At 72.8% G+C, this 20,990-nt stretch carries 13 protein-coding genes; 6 read left to right on the top strand and 7 right to left on the bottom strand.

Annotated features, from left to right (window positions below):
• Positions 1–2: 2 nt before the first annotated feature.
• The 3 genes from NAG42_RS35235 (at position 3) to NAG42_RS35225 (ending at position 4,563) form a co-directional block, all read left to right on the top strand.
• Positions 3–998, top strand: coding sequence for an amidohydrolase family protein (locus NAG42_RS35235; RefSeq protein ID WP_250036381.1), 996 nt, complete (start codon positions 3–5; stop codon positions 996–998).
• Between the two features lie 36 nt (positions 999–1,034).
• Positions 1,035–4,109: an ATP-binding protein gene (locus tag NAG42_RS35230; RefSeq protein ID WP_250036380.1), complete on the top strand. Its 3,075-nt coding sequence runs from the start codon at positions 1,035–1,037 to the stop codon at positions 4,107–4,109.
• 70 nt (positions 4,110–4,179) lie between these two features.
• Positions 4,180–4,563, top strand: a complete 384-nt coding sequence (locus tag NAG42_RS35225; RefSeq protein ID WP_250036379.1) for a response regulator transcription factor — start codon at positions 4,180–4,182, stop codon at positions 4,561–4,563.
• 262 nt (positions 4,564–4,825) lie between these two features.
• On the opposite strand, the gene NAG42_RS35220 is transcribed toward NAG42_RS35225, so the two are convergent.
• Complete coding sequence (locus NAG42_RS35220; RefSeq protein ID WP_250036378.1) at positions 4,826–6,358, bottom strand: tetratricopeptide repeat protein; 1,533 nt, start codon at positions 6,356–6,358, stop codon at positions 4,826–4,828.
• 558 nt (positions 6,359–6,916) lie between these two features.
• Positions 6,917–7,885, bottom strand: coding sequence for a helix-turn-helix domain-containing protein (locus NAG42_RS35215; protein WP_250036377.1), 969 nt, complete (start codon positions 7,883–7,885; stop codon positions 6,917–6,919).
• An 86-nt stretch (positions 7,886–7,971) separates the two neighbouring features.
• On the opposite strand from NAG42_RS35215, the gene NAG42_RS35210 reads away from it, so the two are divergent.
• Entirely contained in the window at positions 7,972–9,213 is a 1,242-nt protein-coding gene (locus tag NAG42_RS35210) for a cellulose-binding domain-containing protein (RefSeq protein ID WP_250036376.1), read from the top strand.
• A gap of 375 nt (positions 9,214–9,588) precedes the next feature.
• Here the strand turns inward: NAG42_RS35210 and NAG42_RS35205 are convergent, their stop codons facing one another.
• Positions 9,589–10,161 carry a CGNR zinc finger domain-containing protein gene (locus NAG42_RS35205; RefSeq protein ID WP_250036375.1) on the bottom strand — a complete coding sequence of 191 codons (573 nt, stop codon included), beginning with the start codon at positions 10,159–10,161 and terminating at the stop codon, positions 9,589–9,591.
• An 85-nt stretch (positions 10,162–10,246) separates the two neighbouring features.
• On the opposite strand from NAG42_RS35205, the gene NAG42_RS35200 reads away from it, so the two are divergent.
• Positions 10,247–11,047, top strand: a complete 801-nt coding sequence (locus tag NAG42_RS35200; RefSeq protein WP_250036374.1) for a pyridoxamine 5'-phosphate oxidase family protein — start codon at positions 10,247–10,249, stop codon at positions 11,045–11,047.
• On the opposite strand, the gene NAG42_RS45410 is transcribed toward NAG42_RS35200, so the two are convergent.
• From NAG42_RS45410 to NAG42_RS35185, 4 genes are all read right to left on the bottom strand, one after another.
• Positions 11,034–11,504, bottom strand: coding sequence for a pentapeptide repeat-containing protein (locus NAG42_RS45410; RefSeq protein WP_369077120.1), 471 nt, complete (start codon positions 11,502–11,504; stop codon positions 11,034–11,036). The genes NAG42_RS35200 and NAG42_RS45410 overlap by 14 nt on opposite strands.
• Positions 11,505–11,668: 164 nt before the next feature.
• Complete coding sequence (locus tag NAG42_RS35195; RefSeq protein ID WP_250036373.1) at positions 11,669–16,903, bottom strand: diguanylate cyclase; 5,235 nt, start codon at positions 16,901–16,903, stop codon at positions 11,669–11,671.
• Between the two features lie 144 nt (positions 16,904–17,047).
• Positions 17,048–18,568, bottom strand: a complete 1,521-nt coding sequence (locus NAG42_RS35190) for a hypothetical protein (protein WP_250036372.1) — start codon at positions 18,566–18,568, stop codon at positions 17,048–17,050.
• 1 nt (position 18,569) lies between these two features.
• The gene (locus NAG42_RS35185; protein WP_250036371.1) at positions 18,570–20,630 is read right to left on the bottom strand and encodes a hypothetical protein; all 2,061 of its coding nucleotides are present in this window, start codon (positions 20,628–20,630) and stop codon (positions 18,570–18,572) included.
• A 159-nt stretch (positions 20,631–20,789) separates the two neighbouring features.
• On the opposite strand from NAG42_RS35185, the gene NAG42_RS35180 reads away from it, so the two are divergent.
• Positions 20,790–20,990: a hypothetical protein gene (locus tag NAG42_RS35180; RefSeq protein WP_250036370.1), complete on the top strand. Its 201-nt coding sequence runs from the start codon at positions 20,790–20,792 to the stop codon at positions 20,988–20,990.

Raw genomic sequence — 20,990 nt, 5'->3', positions numbered from 1 at the left:
GGTTGTCCGGCGTCGTCGACGTCCACACGCATGTCGTGCCGAAGGGCTGGCCGGATCTGGAGGTCGCCTGCGGCGGCACCGGCTGGCCCTGGCTCAAGGTCGAGTCGGAGCGCGAAGCGATCATCATGATCCGCGACACCGAGTTCCGCCGGGTCGACTCGTCCTGCTGGGATCCGGCCGTGCGCCTGGCCGACATGGACGCCGACGACGTGGAGCGGCAGGTCGTCTCGCCGACGCCGGTGTTCTTCGGCTACGACCGCACCCCCGCCCAGGCCGCCGCGCTGTCCCGCATCTTCAACGACCTGACCCTGTCGGTGACGGGCAGCGACCCGCGGTTCATCCCGTTCTGCCAGGTGCCCCTGCAGGACCCCGAAGCGGCCTGCGCCGAGCTGGATCGTTCCATGGCCGCCGGGCATGTCGGGGTCGAGATCGGCAACCACGTCGGCGACCAGGACCTCGACTCGGCCGGCGTCGTCGAGTTCCTCCAGCACTGCGCCGCCGTGGGGGCCCCGGTCTTCGTGCACCCGTGGGACATGCCGGAGGGCCCGCGCCTGGACCGCTGGATGGCCCGCTGGCTGACCGGCATGCCCGCCGAGACCCACCTGTCGGCGCTGGCCCTCATCCTGGGCGGCGTGCTCGACCGGGTGCCGTCCTCGCTGCGCCTGTGCTTCGCGCACGGCGGCGGCAGCTTTCCCTACTGGCTGGGCCGGGCCGACAACGCCTGGCACCGGCGGGGTGACCTCGTCCGGGGCCGCTCCACCCGGCCGCCCAGCGACTACGCGGACCGGTTCTACGTCGACTCGGTGGTCTTCAGCGAGCCGGCCCTGCGCCTGCTGGTCGACACCATGGGTGAGGAGCGGGTGGTGGTCGGCAGCGACTACCCGTACCCGTTGGGCGAGCGCCCGGCCGGCCACGTCGTCCGCACCGCCTCGTTCCTCACGCCGGCCCAGCGGCAGAAGGTGCTCAGCACCAACGCGACCCGGTTCCTGTTCGGCTGACCTCAGCAAATCGGCTCGGGCGCCGATCAGAGGGTCATGAACCCGCGCACGTCCCTGGTGCGCACGCTGTGTTTCGCCGTCGTCTTCCTGGCCGCGACCTATGCCGGGCGGCTGACGGTGATGGACGCGACCAACCTGAGCCTGGTCTGGCCCGCGGCCGGGGTCTCCGCGGTGTGGTTCCTGGTGCAGTGGCGCTCCCGGTGGCGGACCTTCGACGCGGCGGCCCTGTCGCTGATCACCTTGGTGGTCAACACGGCCACCGGCACCTCGGTGTCGTTGGCGGCCTGGTTCGTGGTGGCCAACCTGGTGCAGGCCGGGCTGTTCGCCTTCCTGGTGCGCCGGTGGCTGTCCCACCTCCGGACGGCCGGCGGTCAGGAGCTGCTCAGCCGGACGCATGAGTTCTGGCGCCTGCTGGCGGCCGCGGTGCTGAGCACCGGCGGCGGCGCGCTGGTCGGGCCGACCGGGGTGTGGGCGGTCAACGGCACGTACTCCTGGCCGGCGACCGCCGTCTGGATGACCCGCAACACCGTCAGCATCCTGATGATCAGCTCGGTCTGGTTGACCTGTGGCCACCTGTGGCGCACCCGGGCGACGCTGCGGTCGCGGTGGACGGCCGCACCCGGGCGGCGGCGCCTCGAATACGTCGCCGTCTTCGCGCTGTCGGCCGTGGCCTACTGCGCCGTCTTCGGCATCAACCACCACCTGCCGCTGGCCTTCTCCATCATCGGCATGACCGTCTGGGCCGGCTCCCGGCTCGACACCACCGTCGTCGTCCTGCACGGCTTGGCATTCGGCACAGCCGTCGTGCTTTTCACGCTCAACGGCTCCGGTGTGTTCGCCGACATCGGGTCCCATCCCGTACGGGCCCTGGTCGCGCAGGCCTTCGTCGGCATGATCGCCGTGGTCGGGCTGAGCCTGGCGCTCGGCCGCGACGAACGGGCCGCCCTGGTCACCGAGATGCGCGCCGAGCGGGCGGCCACGGCCGAACAGGCCAAGCTGATGACGGCCATCGTCAACTCGATGGTCGAAGGGCTCACCGTCGTCGACGAGCAGGGCCGGCTGCTGCTGCGCAACCCGGCGGTCCGCCGGCTGCTGGGCGGAGTCGTCAGCTCCACCGAGCACATGGCCAAGCCGGATTACTACGGCCTGCTGCACCCGGACGGGACGCCGGTCGCCCCCGAGGAGATGCCCCACCGCCGGGCGCTGGCCGGCACCGACGTCCGCGGCATGGACATCCTGGTGCGCAACCCCGGCCTGCCCCAGGGCCGGTTGCTGAGCGTCAGCTCGGCCGCGGTGCCGGGAAGTCTGAACGGGTCCCGCTGCGCCGTCACCGTCTTCCACGACGTCACCGCCGAGCGCCGGCACCGCGACGAGCTGGCCGCCTTCGCCGGGGTCGTCGCCCACGACCTGCTCAACCCGCTGACCACCGTCGAGGGCTGGACCGCGTGGCTGACCGACCTGCTCGACGAGGACGACCCGGCCGACGAGGCCCAGACCCGCGACGGGCTGATGCGGGTCGGCCGCGCCGCCCGGCGGATGCGCGGCATGATCGACGACCTGCTCGGCTACACCACCGCCCGCGACGCCGCGCTCACCCCGACCCTGATCGACCTGGCCGAGCTGGTCGACGACATCGCGATCGCGCGGGTCGACCAGGCCCGCAGCGCCGCCACCCCGGTGCCGTCGTTCGACATCGGCGAGCTGCCCAGCGCGTACGCCGATCCGGTGCTCGTCCGGCAGCTGATGGAGAATCTGATCAGCAACGCGATCAAGTACACCGGCGCCGGGGTTGCCCCGCAGCTGCGCATCCGCGCCCAGCACGCCGACCACCGCGTCACCGTGACGATCGACGACAACGGCATCGGCATCCCCGACGGCCAGCAGGAGAGCATCTTCGAGAGCTTCCACCGCGCGCACCGCGCGGCCGGCTACAGCGGCACCGGGCTCGGTCTGGGCATCTGCAAGCGCATCGTGGAGCGCCACGGGGGCACCATCTCGGCCGCGGCCGGGCCGGACGGTCACGGCTCCCGGTTCACCTTCACCCTGCCGGCCGACGCCACCAGCGTGCCGCCGCCCGAGGACACCCCCACCGCGAGCACCCCATCGTCCGGCCCGCCGCGGGTCATCGCCGAGCCGGCCGAGGAGCCCGGCCTCCTCCCGGCGGCCGGCTTCGAGCACGCCGCGCATCTGGTGCTCGACTATCTGCACGAGCAGATGCCGCTGGCCTTCTGGGCGGTCACCCGGGTCGAGAACGGCCGGCAGACCTACCTCTACCTGGACTCGGACAACGGCTACGGCCTGCACCAGGGCGCGAGCCACCCCTGGGAGGACAGCTTCTGCGTCCACATGGCGGCCGGTCAGGCGCCCACCGTGGCACTGGACGCCCAGGCCGTGCCCGCGTACGCCAACGCCGGCGTCAACCAGCTGGTCGAGATCGGGACGTACGCCGGAGCGCCCATCACCGAGTCCGACGGCTCGCTCTTCGGCGCGATCTGCGGCCTGGACCCCGACATCCGGGTCAACGACCCCCGCCTGGCCGACGCCGAACCCCTGCTCGCGCTGCTGGGCCGGCTGCTCACCGCCGCCCTGGCCACCGACCGCGTGCAGGACCTGGCCACCGACGCCCTGCTGCGCGACCAGCTCGGCGCCGACACCGACCCGCTCACCGGCCTGCCCGGCCAGCGCGGCTGGCACCGCATCCTCGAACGGGCCCAGGCCCGCTTCGAACGGCTGGCCGACCCGACCGTGGTCGCCCTGATCGACCTCGACGGTCTCGGGACGACCAACGACACCCGGGGACGGTCCACCGGTGACGCGTACCTGAAAGCCACGGCGACCGTTGCCCGCCGGGCCATCCGCGACACCGATTTCATCGCCCGCATCGGCGGCGACGAGTTCGGTCTCGTCCTCACCCGCTGCACGCCGTCCGGGGCCCAGGCCGTCATGAGGCGCATCAAGACCGAGCTCGAGCTGGCCAAGGTGGCCGTCACCGTCGGGTGGGCCGCGGCCGACCCGACGGAGGGCCTCGCGGCCGCGGTCGACCGGGCCGGCGCCGCGCTGCGGACCACGAAGAACCAGAAACGCTCCCAATTGCTCTCGTCCCGCTACTGAGAAGGCCTCGCCCGGCTGCCCAGCCCGGCCGATAGGTCGGAGCACCAGCCCCCTCCCTCAGGAGCACCCCATGACCCCGATGCCGTCCACCGTGCTGATCGCCGAGGACGACGAGGACGTCCGCGAGCTCGTGGCGCAGCGGCTCGCCGCGGCCGGCTACCAGACAGTCACCGTCGACAACGGCAACGCCGCGCTGACCGCGGCCAACCTCCAACGGCCCGACCTCATCGTGCTCGACATCGACATGCCGGGGCTCGACGGCCTGACGGTGTGCCAGCAGCTCCAAGGACTCTCGCGGACGTCGAACATCCCCGTCCTCATCCTGAGCGCGCGATCCCGGGACCTCGACCGGACCCACGGCCGGGCCATGGGCGCCAGCGAATACCTGGCCAAGCCGTTCGACTCGGCCGACCTCGTCGAGCGGGTGGGGCAGCTGCTGGCCGGCGCCCACTGACGATCGCGGTCGGCAGCGGCCCGCCTCCAGGAAGAGAACAGCCCCCTCGCTGGTCTTCCTGACCCCCGTTCCCGCGGGCCGCTGCCACCGCCACCCCGGGTGATGTCCACGCTCGCGCATCGGTCCCGGCGAGGCCAGGACATTGGGCGGACATTGAGGCGCGATCTGAACGCCTCGAGTCCGTCTCCGGCACACGCCTCGAGTCCGTTCCCGGCACACGCCTCGAGTCCGTCTCCGGCACGCGCCTTGCGTCCGGGCGGACTCAAGCGAGCGCGTCGGCCGTGCGGGCGGCCGCCGGCGACTGCACGCGGCGGTAGATCGCCAGGGCTTCGCGCAGATGCCGCCGGCCGTTGTCGTCGCGGCCCTCGCGGCGCAGGCAGTGGCCGAGGCCCTCCAGGGCGCGCGCCTCGTGGCGAGGTGCCCCGATGCGCCGGGCCAGCTCCAGCGCGGCGGTGAACTCCTCGTGCGCGGCGGCGGCCGCACCCTGCTCGAACAGCAGCCGGCCGAGGTCGATCAGGACGTCGGCCGCACCGTCCGGATCGCCCATGCCCCGGAACAGGTCGAGGGCCTCGGTCAGCTCGGCGCCGTCCCGGGCCAGGACGCCGCGCAGGTGCAGGACATTGGCGCGGCCGGACCGATCGTCGTACTGCCGGCACAGCTCGTGGGCCCGCGCCGTGGTCCGCGCCGCGGCCGCGTGGTCACCCGCCTCGTACTGGATCCAGGCCAGGCTGACCAGCGTGTTGACCTCCCCGTGGCGGCTGCCCACCTGGACGAAGAGCGCATGGGCGGCCCGGGCCGCCTCGGCGCCGGCCGCCTGGTCGCCGATGGCCCGCCGGACGATGGCCAGCGTGTCGAGGGCGTTGGCCTCGACGATCCGGTCGTCGGCCTGCCGGCTCAGCGCCCGCGACTCCTCGGCCGAGGCGAGCGCGGCCCGGCAGTCCCCGGTGGCGAACTGGACATCGGCCAGGATCATCAAAGCGGTGCCCTGACCGGGCAGTCCGGGCAGTTGCCGGTGCAGCGCCACGGCCCGCCGGGCGGCGCCGGCCGCGGCCGGGTAGTCCCCGACGACGCTGTGCACCCGGGCCAGCAGCTCCAGGGCACAAGCCTGGCCGTACGGGTCGCCGGCCCGCCCGCAGAGGGCGAGCGACTGCTCGGCGGTGGCGATTGCGGCCGGGAAGTCGTCGGCCATGTAATGGTTGCGGGCCAAGGCGTCCAGGGCCCGGCCCTCGCCCCGCCGGTCACCGGCCTGGCGGTAGCGGTCGAGCGCCTCCCGGACGGTGCCGGTCGCGGCCGGGTCCGACGACATGCGCTGGATGTGGGCGAGGTTCATCGACGCCTGCGCGTAGGCCGAACCGTCGCCGGACAGGCCGGCCACCGTCCGGGCGATCCGGTGCAGCCGGACGGCGAGGTTGTACGGCCCCCGGATGCGCAAGTGATGCTGCATGGCGGCGGGGATGCCGACGGCGGCCCGATGCCGGCGGGCGGCGGCCCGGGCGACGGCCGCGGCCAGGTTGCTCTGCTCGGCGGCGAACCAGTCGGCGGCCCGCCGGGGATCGCCGACCTCGGGTGGGGGAGCGGAGGGAGTGCCACCGGTGTAACCGGCGCCCTGCACCGCGGCGGCCGCGTCGGCGACTGCCAGGTAGTGGTCGAGCAGCCGGTCGAGGGCGGCCTCGCGCTCGGGCTCGGGGTCGGCGGCCGCCCGGTGGCGGGCGTGGGTGGCGATCAGGTCGTGGAAGCGGTAGCGGCCGGGTCGTGGTTCGGTGAGCAGGTTGTGCTCGAGGAGGCCCTCCAGCATTTCGCGGGCGGGTCGTCTTTCGAGCGGTTCGTCGGGGGTCGCTCCGTTGCCGGCCGGTCCGTTGCCGGCCGGTCCGTTGCCGGCCGGTCCGTTGCCGGCCGGTCGATTGCTGGCCGGTCGATTGCCGGCCGGTCCGCTGTCGGCCGGTCCGCTCTCGGCTGGTCCATTGTCAGCCGGTTCATTGCCAGCCGGTCCACCGTCGGCCGGTCCATTGTCAGCCGGTCCATTGCCAGCCGGTCTGGTGTCGGCCGCTCTGGTGTCGGTCGGTTTGGCGGCGGTTGATCTGCTGGTGGCCGTTCTGTTGCTGGTCGGTTCGTTGGCGGATGATTCGCTCGCGGCCGGTTCGTTGGTGGCCGGTCTTTCGTCGGCTGCTTTGCTGGCGGCCGCTTTGGTGTCGGCCGGGGTGTCGTCGTTCAGGGCCGCCGCGGCTGGAGCGTCGAAATCTGGGCCGGGGTGCAGGGCCAGACGGCGGAACAGGCGTTGCTGGCCGGGGGACAGGTCCTGGTACGACAGGTCGAAGGCCGCGGACACGGCGAGATCGCCGCCGGCCAGGGTGACCTAGTCACGGGCCTCGGACAGGTCGTCGGCCAGGTCGGTGACGCTCCACGCCGGATGCAGGTGGAGCCGGGCCGCGGTCAGCGCGATGGCCAGTGGCAGGTGGCTGCACAGCTCGGTGATCCGGGCGATCGCGGCCGGGTCGCCGCCCGCCCGCCGGCCGGCGCGGTGGACGAACAGGCGCGCCGCGTCCTCCGGGGGCAGGGTGTCCAGCGACAGCAACGCGACGCCGGGCAGGGTGACCAGCCGGCGCCGGCTGGTGATCAGCACCAGGCAGCCCGGCGTGCCCGGCAGCAGGGGCGCCACGTGATCCGGATCGGCGGCGTCGTCGAGCAGGAGCAGCATCCGCCGGCCGGCCAGGCGTTCGCGCCACAGCCCGGCCAGGGCGTCGAGACCGGTCGGGATCGCGGCGGCGGCCACCCCGTCGGCCTGCAGCAGCGTGGCCAGGGCGGTGGCCGGGTCGACGACCGGCCGGCCCGGGGCGTGGGCCCGGAGCTCGACGAAGCGCTGCCCGTCCGGGAAGCGGCCGGCCAGGCGGTGCGCGAGATGCACGGCGAACGCGGTCTTACCCACCCCGGCCATGCCGTCGATCGCGTAGATCGGGGAGGTCGGCAGGGCTTGGGCCGACGGGGCGCGTACCGCGTCGAGCAGGTCGCGCAGCTCCCGGTGCCGTCCGACGAACCCGGCCACGTCGGCCGGGAGGGTGCGTTCGGCCCGGGGTGGCGGTTCGAGGCCGGTGGACGCGTCGGTGGCCTGGTCGAGGGCGCCGGCCGCGCCGATGAAGGTGTCGCGATCGGACCCGCTCAGCTCGAACGCGTCGGCCAGCAGCCGCACCGACGCGGGGCGCGGGGCCTGGACGTCACCCGACTCCAGGCGCCGGATCGAGCGCTCACTCAAACCGGTGATCTCGGCCAGTTCCTGCTGGGTCAACGACAGCCGGCGCCGGTGCCGCGTGACGAGGTGGCCGAACACGTTTGTCAATATAGCTTCCCGGCGCCACCGCTCTCACTTACAGTCATCGATATATGGGAGCGCTCCCAAAGAATGAGGAGGCAGCCGTGCGAGGTCGAATCTTCGCTGTCGTGATGGCAGCGTTGCTGGTGGCGACGGGATCGGTGGTGTTACGGGCGCCGGCCGCGTCGGCCGCGCCGGCGTGCACGGTTGGCTGGACGGCCAATCAGTGGTCCACCGGCTTCACCGCCGAGGTCCAGGTCACCAACGGCGGGGCGCCGGTCACCTCGTGGTCGCTGTCCTGGACGTTCGCCGGCGACCAGCGCGTCACCGGCGGCTGGAACGCCGCGGTCAGTCAGGCCGGAAACGTCGTGACCGCGGCCTCCCTCGGCTGGAACGGCACGCTGGCAACAGGTGCCGCCGCCCGCTTCGGCTTCCAGGCGACGTACTCGGGCACCAACACCGCGCCCACCGCCTTCACCTTCAACGGCGTCTCCTGCAGTGGCGACACACCGACCCCCACCACACCGGCGCCGACCCCCACCACGCCCACGCCGACTCCCACCACACCGACGCCGACTCCCACCACACCGACGCCGACCCCCACCACACCGACGCCGACCCCCACCACGCCCACGCCGACTCCGACTGGTCCCCAGGCGGGTTGCGTGCCCACGGCGATCTGCGACAGCTTCGAGAATCAGGCGGGCAGTGTCCCGGCCGGCAACTGGGCCATCACCTACCCCGACTGCTCCGGGGCCGGCACAGCCGCCGTCGACCGCTCGGTCGCGCACAGCGGCGCAGTGTCGCTACGTGTCAACGGGGCCGCCGGCTACTGCAATCACGTCTTCGTGCGCAACACCCAGATTCTCGGCACCGCGGGCACGGCCTGGTACGTCCGCTTCTGGGTCCGCCACACCACCGCCCTGCCACCCGCGCACGTCACCGCCGTAGCCATGCAGGACTCGGCCGACGGAAACCGCGACCTGCGATTCGGCGGCCAGAACGGCGCCCTGCAATTCAACCGGGCTTCCGACGACGCCACCCTGCCCGAGCAGAGCCCAGCCGGCGTGGCCCTCTCATCCCCCCTTCCGATCAACACCTGGAACTGCGTCGAATACAAGGTCGACGGCCGAACCGGAACGATCGAGACGTGGCTCAACGGCACCTCGATCCCCGGTCTCCTGGAGGACGGCACCCCCACCCACGACATCGACAGCCAGTGGCTCAACCGCACATGGCGCCCGGCCCTGACCGACCTCCGCCTAGGCTGGGAAAGCTACGGCGAAGGCGCCGACACCCTCTGGTACGACGACGTAGCAGTAGGCAGCACCCGCAACGGCTGCTAAGACCAACCAACCGTCAGTTGGCGCGTGGTCGGCCCCCGGGGACACGCGATCCGGGCCGCCCACGCCGCCAACACTTCCCTCATCGCCCACCGTGTCCCGTTGTCCGTATGTCCGACGCCGCCCACGCCCCCGGGCCCAGCCCGTTCGGGCCGCTCAGCCCGTTCGGGCCGCTCAGCCCGTTCGGGCCGCTCAGCCCGTTCGGGCCGCTCAGCCCGTTCGGGCCGCTCAGCCCGTTCGGGCCGTGCAGTCCGTTCGGGCCGTGCAGTCCGTTCGGGCCGCTCTGCCTGTCCGTGCCTCTCGGCCCGTGCGCGGTACCCAGCCTGTGCGCGCCGCTCGGCCCGTGGGCGTGCCCAACCCGCCCGGGGCGTCCGGCTCTCAGGCGGGTGAGCGGTGGCGTTGGTAGTGGCGTGCCGCTCGGGCTCGGTTGCCGCAGCCTGTGCTGCACCACTCCCGGCGGTTGCGGGGCTTGACGAAATAGAGCACGCACCCTGGAGCGAGACAAGCTCGCAGGTCATCCCGTTGCTCACCGGTCAGCAGGTCGATCATCTGCGCCGCGAGAAGGCCTTCGAGGGCGGCGAACGACACCGCCCGCGTCCGGGTGACCCGTCGGGCCGGCCACTCCAGCTCGGTCCAGGCCGGGGCTGCGGCAGCGGCTTCGTTGACCGTAGCGACCGCCCAGCTGAGGGCGGTCCCGTCGACGGCGATGTCGCGCGGGTCGCTGGTCTGCTCGGCGGCCAACCGGCGCATCGCGTCGCGCAAGGTGCGTAACCGCTTGGCCGACCGTGACGCGCCCGAGGCGGCGGCCGGCAGCTCCAGCACCCCCGCCCTCGCACCGATCGCCGCGACCCAGGCTCCGAACTCGTCGGTCAGAGCGTCGTGGATCCCGTCGCGGTCGGCCCAGACGGTGTTCATCAACTCGATCGGCAACGGTTCGCCCATCAGCAGCATGCGGCCGAGACTAGCACTTCTAACGGATAGCCGACTCATCATCCGTTGACAGACCGCGTACTGTGTCTAATGGAAAGGGGTAGCGATGAACGTTAGAACTGGATTCCACGAGGGCGAGCTTGCCGTGCAGGAGCGCGCCGGCGTTCGTGAGGACGCGCGCCGCCTTGTTCGCATGCTCGATCCGGCCGCGCTCACGGCGGGCATCGCGGGCTTCCTTGCCCAGCGCACGTTCGCCGTGATGACCGGCCGTGATGGCGACGGCACCCTGTGGACCACCCCGATCACCGGCGAGCCCGGCTTCCTGCGAGCCGTCGGCCCGACCACCCTCCACGCCGGCCAGCCGGACGCCGGGAGCCCCTTGCGCGACCTGCCCCCGGACCAGCCGGTCGGGCTGATCACGGTCGACTTCGCCCGTCGCCGCCGCATCCGGCTCAACGGGACCCTCACCGACGCCGACGAAACCGGCCTGACAATCGCGGTCGAGCAGGCCTACGGCAACTGCCCGCAATACATCCGCCCTCGCCCCGTCGACGGCCCACTGCCGATCAAGCCGAGCGAGCGCCGTCACGTCCTCACCACCGACGACGTGGCCCAGATCCGCGGCGCCGACACGTTCTTCCTGGGCACCACCCACCCCGAGCGCGGCAACGACGCCTCCCACCGCGGCGGTCCGGCCGGGTTCGTCCGAGTGCTCGACGACCACACCCTCGAATGGCCCGACTTCCCCGGCAACAACATGTTCAACAGCCTCGGCAACATCGCCGTGGACCCCACCACCGCTTTGCTCTTCGTCGACTTCCCCACCGGCCGCGTCCTGCACCTGACCGGCCGCTCCGATCTGGCCATCACCGGCGACGACCGTACGGTCCGCTTCACCATCTCCTGATCACCGAGCCGCCACCCCCCGCCGTATGCTGCCGGTCTCTGGGCCGGGGCTTGATGAGTCCTTTTCCGCTGAAGGATGGCGGGCGCGGCGGTTTGATGTTGGGGCTTGTCCGCTGCGGCTCTCGCGCGGATCGTGCGCGTCCCCACATGGCCGGTGTCGCTGAGCCGCGTGTGCTGTCAGCACCGAAACCGGCAGCCGAGAGCCGGGCAGCCGAGAGCCGGGCAGCCGAGAGTCGGGCTGCGGAGAGTCGGGCTGCGGAGAGTCGGGCTGCGGAGAGCCGGGCTGCGGAGAGCCGGGCAGCGGAGAGCCGGGCAGCGGAGAGCCGGGCAGCGGAGAGCCGGGCAGCGGAGAGCCGGGCAGCGGAGAGCCGGGCAGCGGAGAGCCGGGCAGCGGAGAGCCGGGCAGCGGAGAGCCGGGCAGCCGAGGGCCGGGCAGCAGACGGCCGAGAATCAGGCAACTGGATGCCGTGAATCAGAGGTCTTCGGCGATGAAGGCCGGCGCCGCTTGCCAGGCGTCGTCGAGCACCTCCACGACCGGTTCGCCAAGGTGGGGCGGTCGAAGCCAATGGGATCAAGCAGGCACTCAACGCCGCAACAGCGAGACCTGCGGCATGTCCGCCCGTCAGCCGGAGTAGGCGACTATCCGGTCGCGGCCGGTTTGTTTGGCCTCGTAGAGGGCTCGGTCGGCCTGGGTGAGCAGGTGGCCCAGATCGTGGTCGTCGCGGCCCGAGCAGGCGACGCCGACGCTGATGGTGACGGGCAGGAGGCCGGCCGCGGTCGGGATGGGGTCGCCGGAGACGGCCAGGTGCAGGCGGGCGGCCAGTTCGGTGGCGGGGGTCGCGGGTTGCGGCGAGAGGACGGCGAACTCCTCGCCGCCGTAGCGGCCCAGCACGTCGCGGACGCCCACGACGCTGTGCAGGCGGGCGGCGACGGTGTGGATGACCTCGTCGCCGACCGGGTGGCCGTAGGTGTCGTTGATCTTCTTGAAGTGGTCGATGTCGATCATGATGGCGGCCACGGGTTCGCGGTGGCGGCGGCTGAGGTGCAGTTGGTGGTCGGCCTCGGCGAAGAAGTGGTTGCGGTTGTTGAGGCCGGTCAGCCCGTCCACAGTGGCCATCCGGCGCACCTGGCTGAACAGGCGCGCGTTCTCGTACGCGGTCGTGCCCTGCCCGGCGATGGCCGCCGCGACCTCGGACTGCGCCTCGGTGATGACCGCCTCGCACCCGGCCAGCAGGACGCCGAACTGCTCGTCGTGCTGCACCACGGGGATCGCCCACCAGTGCCGCGGCGAGCCGAGGAGCTCGTCGAACGCGGGCGCCGCCGGCCCGGTGCGGGGACCGGTCAGGTCTAGCAGCTCGGGCGGTACGGAATGCAGGTGGCGCCCGACCGGTGCGGCGGCGCCGTGCGCGGCCGTGACCACCAGCTGCCCCTCGGCCGACGCGGTCAGCAGGACCGCGGCACCGGCTTCCAACGTACGGGAAAGGATGCTCAGCAGGCGGCGCATCACCTCGTCGGGATCCAGCGAGGAGCTCTGGTCGGCCATCGCCGCGCGCAGCGTCTCGGCCACGTCCCGCTGCCGGCGGGCGGCCTGCACCGCGACCTCGAGCTGGGCCGCCCGGGCCGTCTCCAGCGACACCGCGATGTGGTTGGTGATGGCCTTGAGGATGGCCACGTCGTCACCGGTGAACACACCCTTGGCGACCCGGCTGTCGAGGTAGACGACGCCGCGCAGGTGGCCGTCGAACTGCAGCGGCGCGATCAGGATGCTGCGTAGCCCGTGGGCCTGCATGCTGTGTGAGCCGAGCGCCTCGCCCTCCTCGCTGCCGGTCACTACGATCGGCTCGCCGGTCTGCCGTACCCGTTCGACCAGCGTCGCGCTGTAGCCGGTGAGCTCGCGGACGTCGTGGCCCTCGCCGTCGCGGCCCACGAGCGGCACCAGCTGGTCGTGGTTGAGCAGGAAGAGGAAGGCCCGTTCGGCGCCCAGGATGCGCAGGGTCTCGTCGAGGGCGACCCGGGCCAGCAGACCCGGTTCGAGCAGGGTGGCCGAGGCCAGGCTGACCTGTTGCAGCGCCTCCAGGCGGCGCCGGAACAGATCGGTCGGGCGGCCGGCCGACGCGACCGGCACGGGGCTGGCCGGTTCGGGCCGGCTCACCGCGAACTCGTGCTCGACCCAGCCCACCCGCTGCGGCCACCGCTGGTCGGTCGCGATGGTGAGGGCGGCGTGTGCCTGCAGCGCGGCCGGCCCGGGCTGGTTGAGCGCGGTCAGCGCCCGGCTGCGGACCCGCGCCGCCTCGTACGCGATCAGCGGCGCGTCGAGCGGTAGCATCTCCACCTCGACCTCGGCGAGCAGGCGCACCGCGGCCAGCGGCCGGCCGTCGAGCAGCTCGAACTCGGCGCCGGCGACCCGGTGGAACCCGCGCAGAGCCTTGTCGGTCGCCTTCTCGCCCAGCCGGTCGACCGCCGCCCGCGCGGCCGCCCGCAGGGTGTCCCGTTCGCCCGGAGCTCCCCGGCGCCAGCGGGCGAGCCGGCCCAGCGCCTCGAAGACGAAGATGACCCGCTGCTCCGGGACCATCGAACCGGGCTTCAGGCCGAGCGCGGCGAACTCGGCCGTGAGCTGCTCGAACGGCTCGCCCAGCTGGTCGGTCTCGAACAGGGCGACCATCCGGGCGCCGTACAGGTTGATCAGCTGCATCGGGTTGTCCGGGTAGTCACGGACGAAACGGCGCAGCACCTCGATGTGCTCGCTCGCCTCCTCGGGCCGGCCGAGCTGCGCGGCGATGATGGCCGCCACCGCGCGGACCGCGGCCCCCTCGGCCTCGGCGCCCGGACCGAGCCGGGCGCTGCTGCGCCGCAGCCAGGCCTCGGCGTCCGCGGTGCGCCCGCGCTTGTAGTACTGCATGCAGACGCCGCCCACGCCGGTCAGGTAGTCGCCCAGCGCGAGCCAGCGCTCGTGCTCGATCAGCACCCGGCCCCAGATCTGCCCGTCCTCGTCGCGCCCGCCCAGGTGGTTGCCCACGCCGCGTTTCCACTCGACGTAGGCGATGAGCTCCGGGTCGCCCATCTCGGCGGCGACCGCGGCCGCCCGGTCGTAGAGCCGGTCGGCGAACTTGGGCCGGCCGCCCACGTCGGCGATCACGCCCAGACCGGCCATGTGCTGGGCGTACTCGCGGCCCGGGCCGAGCCGGTTGATCGGGTGGAGGGCGCGCAGGCTCATCACCGCCCGCATGACCCGGTGCATCCGCATCGAGAGCGAATAGGTGGCGGTGTCGTAGAGGACCGCCTGCAGCCGGTACTGCTCGCGGCGGCGACCGTCGGCGGTGCCGAAGCCCAGCCCGGTGCGGCCGATGATCAGTCCCAGCAGCACCGACCAGAGCGTCGTCACGGCCAGCCCGGCCCGGCTCCGCGGCAGGGGCCGGCCCAGCTCGGACAGCCCCCGGCGGACCGCGTCGAACGCCCGGTCCGGGTTCCAGGCGCTGTTGTGGACCAGCGCCACCAGGGCCCGGATCTCGGCCCGGCGCAGCTTGTCCGGTTCACCGCGCAGGGCCTGGTCGAGGTGCCGCAATGCCTCGGCGAACCGGCCCGTACGCGCGCAGCTCGCCCCCAGCGCGACGAAGAACCCCGGCTGCGGGGTCAGCCCGGCCGCCTCGGCCGCCCGGCCCGCGACCTCGAGGAACTGGCGGGCCTCGGCCGGCGCGTGCTCGGCCAGCGCCAGCCGGCCCGCCGCGTAGCCGCTCAGATAGACCCGCTCGGGTTTGCGGCCCGGCTCACCCCGCGCGTAGTGCCGGGCGGTGGCATAGACGAAGCGGGGATCGTTGAGGGCCGTGCCGTCGAGCACCTCGGCGATGCGCTGGTGCAGCCGGCGCACCGTGGCCTCGTCGAGCCCGTCGAGCAGGGCCTCGCGGATCCGGTCGTGCAGGAAGCGGTAGCCGTCCGGCCCGGCGGCGGTCACCAGACGCCGCGACTCGGCCTCGGTGAGCAGGCCCCGGACCCGGCGCGGGTCGCTGTCGCAGACCGCGGCCACCAGGTCGACCGGGAACCAGCGCCCGGCCGCGGCCCCGGCGATCAGCAGGTGGCGGCTCTCCACGCCGAGGCCGTCGATGCGCTGCATCACCAGGTCGGTCGCGTCGCCGGTCACGTCGATGCGGTCGAGCCCGGCCAGGTCGAGCCGCCACTCACCCCACGACGGCGACACCAGCCCGGCGTCGAGCACGGCCCGGACGTATTCGCCCACCGTGAACGGGTTGCCGCCGGCCCGGGCGGCCAGCTCGCGGACCTGCTCGGCGGGCAGCTGCACGGCGCCCAGGTGCTCGTCGACCAGCTGGGCCACCGCACCCGGGTCGAGCGGGCCGAGGGTGATCCGGGTGTCGAGAGTGGTGTCCAGGTCGGCGCCGAAGCGGTCCAGCGCCGCCGCGTCATCGGCACCGTCCCGGCCGGTCGCGATGACCAGCAGGGGAGTGGCGGTCAGCCGGCTGGTCAGCTGTTGCAGCACCCGGCGGGTCGGGCCGTCGAGCCACTGCACGTCGTCGAGGTGCACCACGGCACCCTGGAACTCGTCGGCCAGCCCGATCAGGAAGGCCGCCACCGCGTGGACGAACTGCTCGTGCCGATTCTGCTCGTCGATCTCGGGCATCTGCACCAGATCGGCCAGCAGCGGGGACAGGGTGCGCAGCAGCGGTCCGCCACGCCCGGCGGCCCGGCGCAGCCGCTGCACGGCGTGGTCGCGCTCGGACCGGGGCAGCCGTTCCACAGTGCGCAGATGGCGCTCGACGGCTCCGCGCAGCGGCGCCAGCGGCACCGGGTCGTCGGGCACGCATTTGCCGTACAGGACCAGGTCACCGTCCACCTTGACGGCGTTGGTCAGTTCCCGTACGAGACGGGTCTTGCCCGCCCCGGCCGGTCCCTCCACGATGGCCGCCCCGCCGGTGCCGGAACGGGCCCGCAGCCAGCGGTTGGCCAGGGTGATCACTTCCTGGTCGCGGCCGACCAGCAGGGCCGCGCCACCGGGCTGGATGCCGCGCCGGTCGGTCGCCACCGGGAAGGCGGCGCCCGGCTGCTCGGCCAGCCGGCGCAGATCGCTCAGCAGGCTGTCGCCGCTCTGATAGCGGTCGTCGGGATCCTTGGCCATCAGCGTGGCGATGACCGCGGCCAGGGTGGCCGACAGGTCGGGGCGCCGGATCCGGGCGTCCGGGATGGGCGCGGTGGCGTGCGACCGGATGAGCTCACCCACGTCCTGCGCCTGGTAGGGCAATTCGCCGGTGACGCACTCGTAGAGCAGCACCCCGAGCGAGTAGAGATCGGAGCGGCCGTCGACCGGGCGCTTGAGCATGCCGGTCTGCTCCGGGGCGCTGTAGGACAGGGTCCCGGCGACGCTGCCGTCCTGCTCCCCGCCGCGGGCGGCCAGTCCGAAATCGATCAGCCGGGCGGTGCCGGTCGTCTCGATGATGACGTTGTCTGGCTTGATGTCGCGATGCACCAGGCCGCCGCGGTGCGCCGCGGCCAGCGGCGCCACCAGGTCGATGGCCAGCCGGACGGTCGTGCCCTCGTCGAGCGGCCCCCGGCGCAGCGCCTGGGACAGCGGGGAGCCGTCGACGAACTCGAGAACCAGGTAGGGCCCTTGCACCGACTCGCCGACCTCGAAGATGCGCGGCAGCAGCGGATGGCCGACGCAGCCGAGGAGCGCGGCCTCACGCCGGACGGCGGCGAGCGTGTTGCGATCCGAGGTGGACAGCACCTTCAACGCATACTCGCCGCCCCGGCGACGGACCCGGTAGACGACCGTCCCGGCGCCACGGCCGAGCTCCGAGATCACCTCGAATTCGGAGAGTGACCCCGGCGCCGTGCCAAAGATCGCGGTCAACGTGTCCTTCCCGTCCCGGCGAGCTATCCGGACGGTACGCCTCGGCCCGGGCACGCACCAGCGTGGGCAGCGGATCGGTCCACGCGGATCCCCCGGCCGGGCAGTTCCCCGATCCGGTGCGTGCGGAGCGTCACGAAGCCACCACTAGGCGGAGATCCCGGCATAGGTCAGCCAGCGCTCGCGGGGCGACAGCCGGAGCCGGACCTTGCTCGGGTCGACCCGGCCCAGCGCCGGCAGCCGCTCCCGGATCCGCAGCTGGGCCGCCTCGGTGGCGTCGGTCAGCAAACGCTGCACCGCCGCGTGGTCGCGGTGGTCCTGCGAGAGCATGACGATGAGCTTGGCCCGCCCGCGGACCACGTCGCCCCGGCACAGCCGCGACTGGGCGTAGGCGATCTCGCAGCGGCGCGTGTGCGGTTGCAGCGCCGACTGCACCTCGGCCAGCAGTGCGGGCGTGTCGACCGTACGGTGGGGAAGTTGCCACCACAGCCAGATCGGGTAGGGCACCCGGCCGGTGAAGGTGGCGCCGGTCTGGCGGCTCGACGGTGGGTAGGTGCAGCGCATCGCCGGGCTCACTGCCACCTTCCAGTCGGCGATCAGGCTCTCGTCCGGCTGGTCGGCCACGGCGAGCCGGTGCCCGGCGCTCGCGCTCAACCTCGGCAGCGCGTCCAGCCAGCCGCCCGACCACTGCGGGTACGTCTCGGCGATGTCGGCCGTGACCGGCAGCACCAGATTGATGAAGGTCGTCTTGCGCATGCTGGAGATCGACGCGGCCAGCACCCCGATCCCGCGGGCTCGCAGCGCCGCCACCGCCGCCGTCGTCGTTCCGGTCCGGGACGGGCCGATCACGCTCGCGATGAGCGCCCTCTTCGGCGTCAGCACCGGCGCGTCCGGGAAGAGGGCGGCCCGGGTCTGGCGGTACCGCTCGCGGTCGAAGCCCCGGATCGTGAACCAGTCACCCCGTACGCGGTTGAAGCGCTGGTCGTTGAGCTTGAGACCGAAGCCGTACTCCTCGGCCAGCGCGGCCAGCTCGGTCTCGAAGTCCAGCCGCGTCCCGGACATCTGCGGATCGACCCCGATCGAGAACCGCAGGCAGGGCCCGATGGCGTCGCGCAGCCTCTCGTTGGAGCCGTCGCCCCGCTCGGCCTTGATGCTCAGCGGGACCGGGGCGACCGGGGTGTGCAGGTGCAGCACCGGGGCGTCGCGCTCGGCGGCCAGCCCGGTCAGCTTCTCGATGATCAGCGCCTGCATGAGCGCTTCCCGATAGGTCGGCGACCAGTGGGCCGTGCCCAGCGTGATGAGCACCTCGACCTTGCGGGTCGACTGGTTGAGGAAGCCCGGGTTGGGCACGGCGTGGCCGAAGTAGGAGTACGTGTCGTCCGGGCCGGCCTCCTCGGCCGGGCCGAGCTGCACCCGGCCGCTGAACGCCGACATCGCCGACGGCCAGGTCGACGTCGACACCGCCAGACCGGCCGCGCTGAAGTGGCAGAAGTCGGTCGGCCAGCCGTTCGGGTCCTCCTTGTCGGGGTCGATGACCGGCATCGGCAGGGAGCCGTTGGCCGGCCCGTGGGTCAGCGTGAACTGCACCGAGGAGAAGTGGGTGCCGGCCGCCTCGGCCGCTATCCGGGCCAGTTCGGACGACTTGGTGGAGTTCACCGGTGACGTCACCTCACACCTCGCCGCGGGCGTCGAAGAAGTCGTCGGGCTCGACGGTGGGTTTGGCCCGGCGCACGTCGCGGAGCCAGCGGGGCACCTTGGCCGACCGGGGCACCGAGCTGCCGCGGTGGATGCGCCGGGCGTAGAACTCGCACACGCAGCAGATCAGGATGACGATCAGCACGGCCAGCGCCAGCTGGAAGAGCCGGGTCATCTCGTGGTCCGACCGCACCGTGCCGACCACGATGGCCAGCGCGGTGGTCACCACGACCGAGGCGGCGGCCAGCGTCCGCTGGAACTTGTGGAGCTGGCCCAGCACCGATTTGGTGCTCGGCAGGTCGAGCCGGGCCAGCAGCAGGCCGGGCACCAGCAGGAGCACCGCGACGACGGCGTCGGCCTGCTCGGGGACGAAGTTGTCGGGGATCGCGGGCGAGTAGAGCCAGGCGATCCCGCCCGACAACAGCGTCCCGATGCCCAGCACGACCAGGGCCAGCCCGGCCACCATCCGGGTGATGCTCTCGATCAGGGCCGGCGCCTCGTCGGCCAGCGCCATGAAGGCGAAGACCCGCACCGGCTCGGTGGACTGCGGGCTGAGCTCGACCGAGGGCCGCCGCCAGTGCGCGTGCGCGCCGTGCTCGCGCGGGTCGTTGTCGGTGGTGACGTCGCGGCCGGCCTGGACCGTCCGCAACCCGGCGGCGATGTTGCGCAGGCCCGGACCGGCCAATCCGCTCCGGGCCAGATGTTGCAGGCCGTCGGCGGCGTAGTGCGCGCAGAACGCGGCCAGCACGTCGAGCGAGCAGTTGCCGGCTGAGAGCGCCGTGAGGACCTCGTCGGCGGTCAGCCGGGGCGGCGGGGGAGCCGAGCCGGGACCGACCGGGATGGGCAGGCGGGCCAGGTAGTCCTCGTAGCCGGCCAGGTCGACCAGCCGGCGGCGGCCCAGCTCGGCGAGCCGCGACGCGATGCTCTGCAGCTCGAGCTCGAGCAGCTTGTGGTGGCTGCCGAGCCGGTCGGCCCGCCGGGCCACCGACTCCAGGTCCTCGGCCAGCACCTCGACGAACTCGTCGTCGACGTCGCTGGACATCACGAACCGGCGGACGCTGATCTCCTGCCGCACCTCCAGGGTCAGGTGGTAGGCCTTCACCGAGCGCGGGATCTCGGTCTCGTACTCCACGACGAACTCGCGGTTGACCGGCAGTACGTTCTTGGCCAGCGACTGCAGCGGTGCCGGGCGGTGCTGGGCCGGCAGCAGCGGCGCGTCCCAGGTCAGGAACCGTCGCGGGCGGTCCAGCCCGAGCTGCGCGACGAGGATGTACTGCCGGATGGCCAGCTGCAGGAGCCGGGCGAACGGCACGAGCAACTGATCGCCGCGCCCGGCTGGGAAGAGCGCGTCCAGACCGGCTTGCGCGAGATCGCGTACGGGATGGGAGGCGGCCAGCCGGGCGGCGTGATCAAGAGGGGTGTGCAGCCGTTGACCGGCCGGCGCCCCAACCATGATCAGCTCAGTGATGGCCGCCTCGAGCAGCCAGCGCGACCGCTGGTGGGTGTGCCGCAGCTGATGGATCGGGCTGTCCGGCACCGAGACGTCGTCGTGCGCGTTGATCAGCATGAACAGCAGCTTGACGAAGGCCGCTGCGGTGACCCGGTTGGCGTCGCGGTGCGACAGCCGCGGCACGACCTCGCCGTTCGAGTCGCGGATGACCACCGGGGCCAGGTCCCGGCGGCTGTAGCGGGACACCGGCACCCACAGCGACGCGGTGGCCCCCGGCACCGGCTGGCCCGGCACGATCAGCGTGTCCCGGAGCCGTCCCGAGATCTCCTCGAGGTCGACGTCGACGCTGATGGTCCGGCTCATGTGCCCGCGGTCCATCAACGTCAGATGCTCCGAGAGCCGCGGCAGGTGGTCGAGCCGGAACGACAGGTCCATCAGGGCCAGCCCCAGGGCCGCGTCCCGGCTGGGAAACGTGAGCGGCGCGGTGGGAACCGGCAGCGCCCGGACCATCGTGCGCAGGTGGTCCAGCGGCCCGTCCACCGATCGCCCGGCAACCGTGGAACGCCCCCGGACGTTGACAGTCATGCGGTCATCCTTCCCGCAACCATCCGGACGACGGTTGATATGTCGCCATGACGACTCGGCTCGGCGACCGCGCGGCCCCGTTGGTCAGCGACCTCCGGCCCGGCGCTGGAGACGCTGGCCGGCCGCGGCGCCGACCCGCTCGCCGCTTACGAGAAATGGATGCGGCCGCTGGTCGACGACGTCCAGAAGCTGCCCGGCTTCGAGCTCTTCGCCTATCCCCGGACGCGGCTCGGCCTGGCCGTGCGGGGCCTGGCCGACAAGGCGATGACCTCGGCATTGCTCGCGCCGCTGACGGCCAAGCTCACCCAGGTCGCCCGCACCGACCAGGACCTTCCGGAGATCCGGACGCCGGCGGCGTGA

Origin of the sequence: Paractinoplanes maris (assembly GCF_023544465.1) — a bacterium.
In the GTDB taxonomy this organism is placed as follows: Bacteria; Actinomycetota; Actinomycetes; order Mycobacteriales; family Micromonosporaceae; genus Actinoplanes; species Actinoplanes maris.
This window is presented reverse-complemented; position numbering and strand designations above follow the sequence as displayed.